Raw genomic sequence first — 13142 nt, 5'->3', positions numbered from 1 at the left:
TTTAAATTTACAATAAATGTTTAGATTATGACAAAAATCATTTCTGATACTTATGAGAAAATTTATGAAATAGTTCGTCAAATTCCCGAAGGACGTGTTTCTACTTATGGTTTGATAGCAAAATATATAGGAGAAAAATTTTCTGCGCGTGTGGTTGGCTATGCGATGAATCATGCACATAATCGAGAAGATGTTCCTGCGCATCGTGTTGTAAACAGAAATGGTTTGTTAACTGGAAAACATCATTTTAATCCTTCGAGTTTGATGCAGCAATTGTTAGAGAATGAAGGTGTGGAGATTATAAATGATAAAGTGATTAATTTTAAAGAAATTGTATGGGATCCGAATGAATCTCATTAAAATCTGTAACAAAATTTACTTTCTTCTTACTAATTTTACAAATCAAATGATATAGAAAATGGAATTTTTATTGCAAGCTCAAGGCTTAACAAGAAAATATAAAGATAAAGTTGCGCTTAATAATTTTAGTATCAATATTCCACAAGGTTCTATTTATGGACTTTTGGGACCAAATGGTGCTGGAAAAACGACTTTTATTCGTATTGTCAATCAAATTACAGCGCCAGATAGCGGGACAATTTTGTTGAATGGAGAACCTTTGACGAAAAAATCAATCGGTCAAGTTGGTTATATGCCAGAAGAACGTGGTTTGTACAAGAATATGAAGGTTGGAGAACAGGCACTGTATTTTGCAAAACTGAAAGGTCTTTCTTCTGCGGAAGCTAAAAAACGTACCGAATATTGGTTCGAGAAACTTGATATGATGTCTTGGTGGAACAAGAAATTGAGCGAGTTGTCGAAAGGAATGGGACAAAAAGTTCAGTTTGTGATTACAGTTATTCACAATCCTTCTTTGCTGATTTTTGATGAACCTTTTAGTGGTTTTGATCCTGTAAATGCACAAATTATTGCGAATGAAATTCTTGAATTAAGAGATAAAGGAACGACAATTATTTTTTCGACGCATCGTATGGAATCTGTAGAGGAAATGTGTGATCATGTTGCTTTGATTAATCAATCGAATAAAGTATTAGATGGAACAATTGAAGAAGTTAGAAATCAATTTAAGACAGGGAAATTTTCGATTCAATTGAATGAAATTCCCGCTGATTCTCTTCAAAATTTAGCGAATGAATTTGAGATTTCGGATGTACGAAACGTTAATCAACGAACTGAATTTAATTTGTTGTACAATAAAGAAACACCAACCAATGTGATTTTAGATAAATTGATGCAAGTGGGGCAAGTTCATCAATTCAAAGAAATTATTCCTTCGATGAATGATGTGTTTTTGGAAGCCGTCAAACAAAGTTCAATTCCTAATCTTTAAGCTAATTTTCAAATGAAAAATATATTTTTAGTTGCACAACGCGAGTTCTTTTCTCAAGTAAAAAACAAAGCGTTTATTGTTATGACTTTTCTTTCGCCTTTGTTGATTGTTGGAGCAGGAGCGGTGATTTTCTTTTTGAGTTCTGCAAATAATTCCGAAGTGAAAAACATTGCAATTGTAGATGAAAGTACAGAGTTTGTAACCTCGTTTAAATCGACTAAACAAATGATGTTCAGTATTTACACGCCTCAAGAATTGCAATCAATCAAAGATACACTGAAAGGAAGCGAATATTTGAATGCGATTCTTCATATTCCGAAAAATACAGATGGAAATTATGATAATATTGAGAAAAATACTGAATTAATCACAAATGGAAATCTTGGAATTACTGATCGTGAAAAACTTTCGAGAACGATTAGTGATAAAATAGTAAAAGAAAAACAGGCAAAATCTGGTATTGACAAAGCGGCTTTAGAAGCTTCTAAGGCACGTGTTAACCTGAATGTTTTTAACGTTACAGACGGAAAAGAAGATAAAGGAATGGAGTTGAAAATCGGATTATCGATGTTTTTAACTTACATTATTTTCATGTTTGTGATGATTTATGGTGTAAAAGTAATGCGTTCTGTGGTTGAAGAAAAAAATAATCGCGTTGTAGAAATTATCATTTCTTCTGTAAAACCTTTCGAATTAATGATGGGTAAAATCTTAGGAACGACAATGGTTGCAGTCACGCAATTTGCTATATGGATTGGAATGACAATGGGGTTATTGATTTTATTTCCAACAATTGCTGCTTCAAGAATGGATATGTCGCAACAAATGATGAATCAAGCACAATTAGCTGAGACTAATCCAGATATGATGCAAAAAGTAACAGAAATTAGCGAAGTATTGTTAACGTTTAATTATCCGTTAATCATTTTTGCTTTTATTGCTTATTTTATCTTGGGATATTTGTTCTACAGCTCTGTTTTCGCGGCAATTGGTTCTGCGGTTGACAATGACACAGATACGCAACAATTTACATATTTTCCTTTAGTTCCGATGATGATTGGACTTTACGGAAGTATGACAACTTTCGAAAATCCTGATGGTCCAGTTGCTTTTTGGTTATCAATGATTCCATTGACTTCTCCCATCTCAATGATTACTCGAATTCCGTTCGATGTTCCGATTTGGCAATTAGCTTTATCCTTATTTTTGCTGTTAATCAGTACAATATTTATGGTTTATATTGCTGGAAAAATCTATAGAATTGGGATTTTAATTTATGGTAAAAAACCAACTGTGAAAGAAATGATTAAATGGGTTTCTTATAAAAACTAATTTTACACAACTTATAAAACTAAAAAAAGAGCTTGATTTATCAAGCTCTTTTTTTAATCGTCTATCGTATCTTTTTTGATGATTTTCGTATTATTTGGTACTTTTCCGTATAAAAAGTCGAGGTATATTTTACTGTAAGAATTAAATAATTGAAGTAATTTGAAATAATTTACATCATTCAATTCTATTTTAGATTCGGTATTTGTTAATGCATTTTCAATGAAATCTCTGATTTTGAATTTCGGAATTTTTAAATCATTTGTGAAATAATCTTCACCAAAATAATTCTTAATTTTTGTAATTTTATCGTATTTATCTTCATAATCAAGCAATGCTTTTCGTTGTTTGGCTTTACCAGAAAAAACATCATAAATACGCCCAATATCCAATCTCGTCAACGTAATATCTCCACTCAAAAATCCAGCTTTCAACGAAGATGTGTCTTTTATAGGTTTGATATCAGGATTAACACCAAGACTTTTATAAAGTTTTGTTACAACATCAGCTTTTTTTCCATTTTTGACATCTTTTTCAAGAATTCCTGTCAATTTTTGACCAATATATGCGGTATTCAATTGAATTGTCTGTACAGCTAAATGCACTACAATTGTTTGTTTATTGAACAAATTTGGTCTTAAGATAATTAGTCGATTTTCGTACCAATCAGATTGTATTTTTAGCGTGTCATTTACTTTTGCTTGAATAAGAAAAGTTCCTGTAAAATTAGAAATTGTTGTATGATTTGTTCTCAGATTTGTAACGTAAACTCCTTCTGCTGTATCGTCAGAATCATCAATGATAATGTTTCCCTGAATCCATTTTTCTTGTGCGAAAATAAAATTCGACAACAGCAATATTAGAATGGTAAATAGTGATTTCAATTGTTCGTGATTATACGTTTAATTATTTGTACGAAGATAAGTCTTAATAAATTAGCATCAATTTTGTTAACGTTTATTGGCTAAATTTTAAAAATCTATTAAGAATTATTGATTTTTGTTTTGATTTAATTCATTCAAATAATCTTTCGCATAAGATTCTAAATCAATCATTATCGTACCAAATTGTCTGCTCAAAACTTTTTCTTGAAGCGGATAACGCGCATTAACATAATATAAAAATTCTTCTATTTTATATTCAGGAATTTGTAATTGATTTGTATAAAAATCTGTAGGATAATAATGTTTAACTTCTTGAACGAGAGAAAGTTTTGTTTCGTAATTACGTACACGACGTTGCTCACGATAAAATCCATTCATATGACCAATTAATCGAACAGGATTTAAAACATCCATTGGTTTGAACTTCGCAATATCTCTTTTAGGTTCCAAATCTCGTAAACGTTGATCAAGACCCATTTTATCGTACAAATCTGTTTTATTATCCTTGTGATATTTAGGTTGTAAAGGACCTTTACCAATTGTAGCACCGCTTAATTCAATCGTTTCAATATCCAAATGTGCTTGTAAAAAACCTTTGTTGTAAATGTTTTGATTGACTACAATTTTTCTTGGAATCAAAAAATCTGCTTCAAACAAAATCGTGTCACCAACATTTGCTTGAATAGAATAATAGCCTGAAGGACTTGTATATGTCTTACTTTCTGACGTCAGATTTTCTATACGAGCACCAGAAACTGAGGAAATATAATCGTTTCCCTCGTCTACAACCACAGAACCAGTAATCAACTTATTTTGCGCAAAGCTGATGAATGGAAAGATAAATAGCGTGTATGTTAACCAATATCGCATGGTAAGATTTAACCTTTTATTTTTTGTTTCATTTTCGACCAACGATAATTTCGGATAAATTTCTCTTGATCTCGATTTACCATTTTTTTTGTACCATTAATTTTAGCTTCAAAAAAACCTTTCAAATAATACAAAATATATGTGGGTTTCTTTTTACGTAAAGCCAATTTTGTGCCAGCAATTAATGTAATCCAAAATCCATAACCTAATGCATAATAAGCCGCACCTTGTTTGTAAAGCGCCGATTTATTGTAACTCGCGCCAGTTGGTTTTAGATGTTTGATGTGTAAAGATTCGTCTGTAACAACTTTCCAACCATAATATTTACACAACAATTCGTCTACTGTATCCCAACCCATATGTGCGCGTAATCCACCAATTTTTTCGTAACAATTTTTTCTATACGCCTTAAATGCGCCACGAATATGGTCTTTATCTGTCAGATTTTCAAGAATCCATTTTCCGTCCTTATCAATATACGCAAAACCACCAACCATTGCAATATCTTCCTCATGATTAAAATGAGTTAAAATAGTCTCAAAATAATTGAAAGGAATATCTAAATCAGCATCCAATTTAACAATAATATCATAATTAGGATCAATGATTTCGTAACCTTTCAAGAAAGCTTGTATCACTTTGCTTCCTGGCTGATGTTCACCTTTTGATAAGATATTTCTTAATTTGATGAACGGATATTTAGCTGTAAATTCTTCTACAATTTGTTGTGTTTTATCGGTTGAATGATCATTTACAACAATCACTTCATATGGTAAAACAGTTTGATTAACGAGAGAATTTAGCGTAATCGCAATAAAATCTTCTTCGTTATGTGCAGGTATAACAATAGAGTATTTAGTAAGTAAAGTCTTTTTTTCGTTCTGCGTAGACAGCATAATATCTTGGTGTAATTCTTCTTAATAAGGGTCTTATTCCCAGTTTGTTTGATGGATGCGTCCATTTGTGACGATGTATTACATTCCATCCAGCTTTTTCCATTAACATGTCAAATTGCCAATCTTCAAATTCGTGATAATGTACATCTCGCGCATCATTTTGATTACGATAAGCAGGCGAAAACCACAAACGCATCGGAATTGAAGCTAATAATTTATCTCCAGGCAAATTTCTTAGCACTTCCATTGGATTTACCAAATGTTCTAAAATTTCTAAAGCCGTTACAAAGTTAGCATCATAATTTTGCAAATCCTTATAATAATAGTCCAAATCGTCGCCATTTGTATTTTTTACATCAAAACCATTTTCCAACATCACATCTGTAAAAGGATTTTTGATTCCTAAATCAAGAATTTTATCAGTAGGTTGAGCAAATTGTTTCAGCAAAGCTAAGGTTTCATTGTATCTTTTTTGTGGATATATTTTGTACATTGTGTTAGTTGTTTTCGGATGATAAATTTAATCATCTATTTTAATATTGCTCGTTTCTATTTTAAATTTTTTTATTGCAAATTTGCCAGATGAAAACGATTGGATATTATCGATTACGAAACAAAAATAAAGTAGAAGGTTTTGCGAAGGAGATAGATGGAGTGACCTATTTTAAAGGTTATAACGAGTTTTCTTGGCACGAAAATGCTTTACAATTTGATACCATAGATATTGGAATAGATATATTGGATAAACGAAATCGACGATTATTTACCAATGATATTGTGTTGTATAAAGTCTCTAAAAAACCATTCTTGCGTACAGGTTTTGTCGTTTACGAACCAAAACTGAAAGAATTTGGAATCGTAGATCAACAAAGTTTTCATTTTACACCTTTCTATGTTGAAGGTTTGTGTTTATTCGATCATGATAAACTCGAAGTAATTTCTCATTTATTTACGAAGAAAGAGGTTTCTAAGTAAGTTTAACGAGATTTTTCCATTAATTAAATTTGAAAGAAAGCAAAATTGACTGTACATTTGGGTCGTGAAACTATGGGCAACTAAAATTTTTATTTTTTTTTATATAACGACTTCAACTCAATTTTGTCAGTTATATAAATTGCCTGTGTTTATTTCTCATTTTATTGAACATGATAAAGGAGGAGATTTTTTGGATGAAATGAAAACTTTTTTAGTTCATCATTATGGAGGACATGAGGTTGATGCGGATTGGGAAACTGACCAAAAATTACCTTTCATGAAAGTTGAGTTTGTTCATATCGACTTTTTTTTCTCTCCTATAAAACTCTTTGATATTTTACACTTAGATAAAGAAATTTCTACCACTTCAATCAAAATATTTGATGAAGATTTCTTATATACTCATTATTTAGATTCTATCTGGCAACCGCCAAAACAAGCGTGATTTTTTTTAGATTTATGATAGATTGATTCTTTCAATTTATCCAATTTCAGCTATTTACAACTTGTATTTAGCACATTTTTAATCTATACAATTTTACGATGTTAAATAAAATTATTGATTTTTCAATCAAGAATAAATTTATCGTGGGTTTGTTTACGTTGGCTTTGTTGATATTTGGTATTTACGATGCGACAAAATTACCCATTGATGCACAACCTGATATTACATCTAATCAGGTTCAAATTATCACTGTAGCGCCTTCTTTTAGTGCAGAAGATATTGAGCGTTTAGTGACTTTTCCTATCGAACAAGCTAATTCTAATATTGGTGGGATTACCGAAATTCGTAGTTTTTCTCGTTTTGGATTATCATTGGTAACCATTGTTTTTGATGACAATACAGATGTTTATTGGGCGCGACAACAAGTAAGTGAACGATTGATTCAGGTTCAAAATGAGATTCCCGAAGGTATTGGAGAACCACAACTTGGTCCAATTTCGACAGGTTTGGGCGAAATCTATCAATATGTTGTTCGTCCCGCCGAAGGTTACGAAGATCAATATGATGAAACTGAATTAAGAACAATTCAAGACTGGATTGTTCGTCGTCAACTTTTAGGCGTTCCTGGTGTGGCAGATGTGAGTAGTTTCGGAGGAAAATTGAAGCAATACGAAATTGCAATTGATCCGCAACGTTTACAATCTTTTAGTCTGACAATTAATGATTTATTTGATGCACTGAGTGAGAATAATCAAAATACAGGTGGAGCTTATATCGAAAAAGGTCCTACTTCTTTATTCATCCGTTCTGAAGGTTTAATTGGTAACATCGAAGATATCGAAAATATTTTGGTCAAACGTTCGCAAAGTGGAACACCTATTTTATTGAGAGATGTTGCAGACGTAAAAACTGGCTTTGCTACGCGCTATGGTGCAATGACATATAACGATACAGGTGAAGTTTCTGGTGCAATTGTTATGATGTTGAAAGGAGCAAATAGTAACGAAGTGGTTAAGAATGTACAACAACGTATCGAAGAAATCAAAAAGACATTACCTGATGGAGTTGTTATTGAACCTTTCTTAGACCGTAAAAAAATGGTTGACAATACTATTCATACGGTTGAAACGAATTTACTTGAAGGAGCCTTAATCGTTGTCTTTATTTTGGTACTTTTCTTAGGTAATTTACGTGCTGGTTTTATTGTAGCTTCTGTCATTCCTCTGGCCTTATTATTCGCGATTATTATGATGAATATTTTTGGTGTAGGTGGAAACTTGATGAGTTTAGGCGCATTAGATTTCGGATTGATTGTCGATGGTGCTGTGATTATTGTAGAAGCGGCGATGCATCAGTTAGCACACAACAAAAAATTTGGGTTGAAGAATAAATTAACGCAAACTGAAATGGATCAAACAGTTGGTTCTTCAGCTAAAAAAATGGTGAATTCGGCTGTTTTTGGTCAAATTATTATTCTAATCGTTTATTTACCAATTTTTACTTTACAAGGAATAGAAGGAAAGATGTTCAAACCAATGGCGCAAACAGTTGCTTTTGCTCTGATTGGTGCATTTATTCTTTCGTTGACTTATGTTCCGATGATGACTACTTTATTCTTAAGTAAAAAGAAGAAAGTCAAACCAAATTTATCGGAACGTGTAATGGCTAAAATTGAGATTTTCCATAAGAAATATTTAATCAAAGCCTTAAAAGTTCGTACTCTTATTTTAGCAATTGTGCTTTCTCTATTTGCTATTGCTGTTTTTGTGATATCTCGTTTAGGAGGTGAATTTATTCCAGCTTTAGAAGAAGGCGATTTTGCTGTAGAAGCACGTATTTTACCAGGAAGTAATATTACGACAACAATAGAATACACAAATAAAGCAGCTAAAATATTGAAAGATCGTTTCCCTGAAGTTGAAATGGTTGTGACAAAAATTGGGAGTGGAGAGATTCCTACCGAGCCAATGCCAATGGATGCAGGAGATATGATTATTGTATTGAAACCAAAAAAAGAATGGACTTCTGCTACAACTTTTCCAGAATTATCGGATAAAATGAGTAAAGCTTTGGAAGATGTTCCAGGACTTTCAACAGGATTTCAATTTCCTGTTCAGATGCGTTTTAACGAATTAATGACAGGAGCACGACAAGATGTGGTGGTGAAAATATTTGGTGAAAATTTAGATAGTTTAGCCAATAATGCAGATAAATTAGGAAAAATAATCAATACTGTAAAAGGAGCGCAAGACTTATATATCGAACCAATTAATGGAATTCCGCAAGTTGTGATTGAGTTTGATCGCGCTTTATTAGCGCAATATGGATTGAGTATTGGAGAAGCAAATCGAATTATTAATATGGCTTTTGCAGGACAATCTACTGGAATGGTTTTCGAAGGTGAAAAACGTTTTGATATGGTGGTTCGTTTAGCAGAAGATAAACGCGAAAATATCGAAGATATTCGAAATTTATTGATTCCTACTGCTTCTGGAATTCAGATTCCATTGAATCAACTGGCAAAAGTAGATTATAAAAATACGCCAAATCAAATTCAGCGCGAAGATGCAAAACGTAGAATTGTTGTTGGATTTAATGTAAAAGGACGCGATATAGAGAGTGTTGTTCAAGAGTTGCAACAAAAGGTTGATGCTCAAGTCAAACTTCCTACAGGATATTATGCGACTTATGGTGGAGCTTTCGAAAATTTGAATCATGCAAAAGCTCGCTTAGGTATTGCTGTTCCAGTCGCCTTGGTTTTGATTTTTGTGTTGTTATTCTTTGCATTCAAATCAATCAAAGAAAGTTTATTAATTTATACAGCCATTCCGCTTTCTTCAATCGGTGGAATACTATTCTTAGCTGCGCGAGATATGCCTTTCAGTATTAGTGCTGGAGTTGGATTTATCGCCCTTTTTGGAATTGCAGTTCTAAACGGAATTGTATTAATCTCAGAATACAATCGACTACGTGATAACGGGATTAAAAATACAACTCGAATTGTTATTATGGGAACACGAACTCGTCTTCGTCCCGTCCTAATGACAGCCGCTGTAGCCTCTTTAGGTTTCTTACCAATGGCTCTTAGTAATGGTTCGGGTGCAGAAGTTCAACGTCCATTAGCAACTGTTGTTATCGGAGGATTAATGGGTGCAACTTTTCTTACCCTTTTTGTTTTACCAATTTTATATGTTATGTTCGAAAATATTCATTTTAAAAAGAAATCAACTCATCATAAATCTATTCCTACAGCTATTTTATTCGTTATAGCTTTGTTTGGATCAACTGCCAATGCGCAAGAGCGTATGAGTTTTGATGAGGTTGTTAAATTAGCTGACGCGAATAACCTCGAAATTAAACAAGCAGAATTGACTACTGTTTATCACGAGAAAAATGTATTTACCAATCGTTCGCTTTCACCTTTAGATATAGCTGCGGAATTTGGACAAGTGAATTCGGGTGAATTTGATAACAAATTTACTATTTCGCAATCGTTTCAATTTCCTGTGGTTTTTAAACGCCAGAAAGCTTTGAACGAACAAATGATCAGTACTTCTAAAGCAAATGAACAATTGACGAAAGTTGAAATTAAACAACGATTAGCCAATTTGTATGTCAATATGCAAAATACAGAATATCAACAAGATTTATTGAAAGAAAATGAATTGATTTACCAAGAGTTTTTGAAGAAAGCAAATTTACGTTTGAAGAAAGGTGAATCAAACCGAAGTGAGGTTTCAACGGCTATTATTCAGTTGAAATCGATTCAAAATCAATTGAGATTAGTTGAGAATGAATTAGAAAATGAATCAAGACAAATTCAATTTTTAACCAATTCATCATTCAAAATTTATCCAACAAAAGATGGTGTAAATTGGAATGAAATTGCAGGATTATCTGTTTCAGGTACACATCCAATGTTAAAATTAGCGGAAGAAAATATTCAGACTTCAACGTTGGAAACTGAAGTTGAAAAATCGAAAAAAGTTCCAGTTTTAACAGTTGGATATTCAAATCAAAGCTTTTCTGATTTGGACAAAAATCGATACAATTCTTTTCAAGTAGGAGTTGGCTTACCTTTGTTTAATAGAGGAATTAATTCGTCAATCGAAGCCTCAAAAGTTAAAACTGATCTTGCAAAACAAGCGTATACTTTACAACAATCGAAGTTGCAACAAGATTTTGATGTATTAAAAAATAAAGTAAATGCTTACGAAGAAATAGTAGGGGATTTTGAACAAACGCAACTTCCTGCTGCGAATGATTTACAAAAAACAATTAATCGTCAATTACTAGAAGGAGAGATTAATTTTTTGGATTGGGTGATTCTGAATAATCAAATCATCGAAGTGAAAACAAAGTTTTTAGAAGCAAAGAATCTACGTAATCAGGCTTATGCCGCAATGACTTTTTATACTGCACAATAATATGAAAAAATATATCTTAATGCTTTGTACATCTCTTGTTGTGATGAGTTGTAACAAAGAAGAAACAAAACCCGAAGTAGAGCAAAAAGCAACTATTTCTACCTCAATTTTAAAGTTGACAGATGCTCAATTAAAGAATTTTGAAATTGATACGACCTCTTTACGTCATCAGAATTTACCTACAACTATCCGGTTGAATGCAAAGACGGCTGTAACCCCAGAGAATACTATTTCTATCACCAACGCTTTTGGTGGTTATGTGAAACGAATTGCACTAATTCCAGGAAATTATGTGAATAAAGGACAAGTTTTAGTGGTTTTAGAAGATCCGCAGTATATTCAAATGCAAGAAGATTATCTCACAACAAAAGCTTTGTTAGAGCAGGCTAGTGCAGATTATGTTCGTCAAAAGGATTTGAATGCAGAGCAAGCAGCAAGTGACAAAGTGATGCAACAAGCGAAAGCGACACGTCAATCGTTGATGGTAAAGAAAAGTTCCTTGGAACAGAAACTAAGATTAATGAATATCAATCCTTCCTCAGTTTCGTTGAGTAATATCCGACGTACCATCAATGTTTATGCACCGATTAGCGGAATGGTGAGTCAGGTTTTTGCGAATACAGGACAATATATTTCGCCAGCAGATGCGATGTTAGAAATTATTAATCCAGATCGTTCTTTGTTGAATGTAAAAGTATTTGAAAAGGATCTGAGTAACATTCAGATTGGTCAATTTTTGAAAGCTTATACCAATGCAAAACCAGATCAAAAGTTAGATGCGCAAATCACCTCAATTTCAAATCAAGTGAATGAAGATGGAACGGTTGATGTTTTTGCACGAATTACGAATGCGAATGGTACGCGATTAACAGCGAATATGTATTTCAATATCGAATTGCAAGTGAATTCGCTTGACGCGAATGTTTTACCAGAAGAAGCTGTAATTCAGTTTGAAGGAAAAGACTATGTGTTCGAAAGACAAACTAAAAATCAGTTTCGATTAGTTCTTGTAGAAATAGGAGGTTCTGCGAATAAAATGATTGAAATAAAATCTCCTCAAAATTCAGGAAAAGTCTATGTTTCGAAAGGAGCATATAATCTTTTGACTGCGATGAAAAATAGTGGAGAAGGAGATTAGACTTCGAATTATTGAATATAAAAAACGAGCAATTTATTGCTCGTTTTTTATTGAATTTTGTTCTTTTTAAATTAAAATCCAATTAGAAAATTTGCTATATTCATCTCATCTTGATCAATTTCATTAATTTTGGAAAAATGGAAAGTATATGCAAATTTTAGTAATCGAAGATGATAAGCGAATTAGCGATTTTTTAATCAAAGGATTAGAAGAAAATGGACATTTGGTTACGCTTTGTAAAGATGCGGAAACTGTTTTAGATGAATTTCTTACGATTCAGTTTGATTTGATTATTTGTGACATTATGTTACCAAAAATGGATGGAATTCAGCTTGTACAGACACTTCGTTACAAAAAAATATTCACTCCAATTTTGATGTTAAGTGCATTAAATACAGTTCAAGATAAAGTTTCGGCTTTGGACTATGGTGCAGATGATTACATTACAAAACCATTTCATTTCGACGAATTATTATCGCGAATCAAAGCTTTAACGCGTCGTAATCAGTTTCGTTCACAAGAAATTCCTGAAAATAAATTGATTTTTGATGACTTAGAAATCGATTTGGATCAATACAAAGTTTTTGTCAATCAAGAAGAAACAGAGCTTTCTCCTCGTGAATTTAAGTTGTTGAATTATTTAATCGAAAATATAGATAAAACCGTTACTCGTATCCAAATTTTAAATGCTGTTTGGGGAATAACATTCGATAATCACACCAATGTTGTGGATGTTTACATTTCGTATTTGCGTAATAAAATAGAGAAAAATGGTATGAAATATATTCATACAGTAAAAGGCGTTGGTTATATGTTTAAAGCTTAAA

General features: G+C 32.4%; 12 protein-coding genes. 8 read left to right on the top strand and 4 right to left on the bottom strand.

Translation table 11 applies throughout. The features are described from left to right. The first annotated feature begins 27 nt into the window (after positions 1-27). From HXZ69_RS02320 to HXZ69_RS02310, 3 genes are read left to right on the top strand one after another with little or no spacing between them, the layout of a single operon-like run. Positions 28-360 (top strand): MGMT family protein, encoded by a 333-nt coding sequence (locus HXZ69_RS02320; protein WP_115000393.1) that lies wholly within the window; start codon positions 28-30, stop codon positions 358-360. Positions 361-418: 58 nt separating this feature from the next. Beyond that, positions 419-1351, top strand: a complete 933-nt coding sequence (locus HXZ69_RS02315) for an ABC transporter ATP-binding protein (protein ID WP_280035614.1) — start codon at positions 419-421, stop codon at positions 1349-1351. A 12-nt stretch (positions 1352-1363) separates the two neighbouring features. Next, the gene (locus tag HXZ69_RS02310; RefSeq protein WP_286494882.1) at positions 1364-2683 is read left to right on the top strand and encodes an ABC transporter permease; all 1320 of its coding nucleotides are present in this window, start codon (positions 1364-1366) and stop codon (positions 2681-2683) included. Positions 2684-2736: 53 nt separating this feature from the next. Here HXZ69_RS02310 and HXZ69_RS02305 read toward each other — a convergent pair whose 3' ends face one another. The 4 genes from HXZ69_RS02305 to HXZ69_RS02290 form a co-directional block, all read right to left on the bottom strand. Then, positions 2737-3531: a hypothetical protein gene (locus HXZ69_RS02305; protein ID WP_260392525.1), complete on the bottom strand. Its 795-nt coding sequence runs from the start codon at positions 3529-3531 to the stop codon at positions 2737-2739. A 138-nt stretch (positions 3532-3669) separates the two neighbouring features. Further along, positions 3670-4434, bottom strand: a complete 765-nt coding sequence (locus tag HXZ69_RS02300; protein WP_286494881.1) for a hypothetical protein — start codon at positions 4432-4434, stop codon at positions 3670-3672. A gap of 8 nt (positions 4435-4442) precedes the next feature. Next, positions 4443-5330, bottom strand: a complete 888-nt coding sequence (locus HXZ69_RS02295; RefSeq protein WP_286494880.1) for a glycosyltransferase family 2 protein — start codon at positions 5328-5330, stop codon at positions 4443-4445. Beyond that, positions 5290-5823: a class I SAM-dependent methyltransferase gene (locus HXZ69_RS02290; RefSeq protein ID WP_125349489.1), complete on the bottom strand. Its 534-nt coding sequence runs from the start codon at positions 5821-5823 to the stop codon at positions 5290-5292. Before HXZ69_RS02290 ends, HXZ69_RS02295 begins: the two co-directional genes overlap by 41 nt. Before the next feature lie 89 nt (positions 5824-5912). On the opposite strand from HXZ69_RS02290, the gene HXZ69_RS02285 reads away from it, so the two are divergent. The 5 genes from HXZ69_RS02285 to HXZ69_RS02265 all read left to right on the top strand — a co-directional run bounded on the left by HXZ69_RS02285 (position 5913) and on the right by HXZ69_RS02265 (position 13141). After that, positions 5913-6305 (top strand): hypothetical protein, encoded by a 393-nt coding sequence (locus HXZ69_RS02285; RefSeq protein ID WP_125349490.1) that lies wholly within the window; start codon positions 5913-5915, stop codon positions 6303-6305. 139 nt (positions 6306-6444) lie between these two features. Then, positions 6445-6750: a hypothetical protein gene (locus HXZ69_RS02280; RefSeq protein ID WP_286494879.1), complete on the top strand. Its 306-nt coding sequence runs from the start codon at positions 6445-6447 to the stop codon at positions 6748-6750. Between the two features lie 98 nt (positions 6751-6848). Then, positions 6849-11177, top strand: coding sequence for a CusA/CzcA family heavy metal efflux RND transporter (locus HXZ69_RS02275; RefSeq protein WP_286494878.1), 4329 nt, complete (start codon positions 6849-6851; stop codon positions 11175-11177). A 1-nt stretch (position 11178) separates the two neighbouring features. Next, positions 11179-12315 carry an efflux RND transporter periplasmic adaptor subunit gene (locus HXZ69_RS02270; RefSeq protein ID WP_219033929.1) on the top strand — a complete coding sequence of 379 codons (1137 nt, stop codon included), beginning with the start codon at positions 11179-11181 and terminating at the stop codon, positions 12313-12315. A gap of 148 nt (positions 12316-12463) precedes the next feature. Beyond that, positions 12464-13141 (top strand): response regulator transcription factor, encoded by a 678-nt coding sequence (locus tag HXZ69_RS02265; RefSeq protein ID WP_125349494.1) that lies wholly within the window; start codon positions 12464-12466, stop codon positions 13139-13141. Position 13142 lies beyond the last annotated feature (1 nt).

The sequence above is a fragment of the Empedobacter sp. R132-2 genome (assembly GCF_030324375.1).
GTDB classification, from domain to species: Bacteria; Bacteroidota; Bacteroidia; order Flavobacteriales; family Weeksellaceae; genus Empedobacter; species Empedobacter falsenii_B.
Note: the sequence above shows the minus strand (reverse complement) of the source record. Positions and strands in the feature narration are given on the sequence as shown.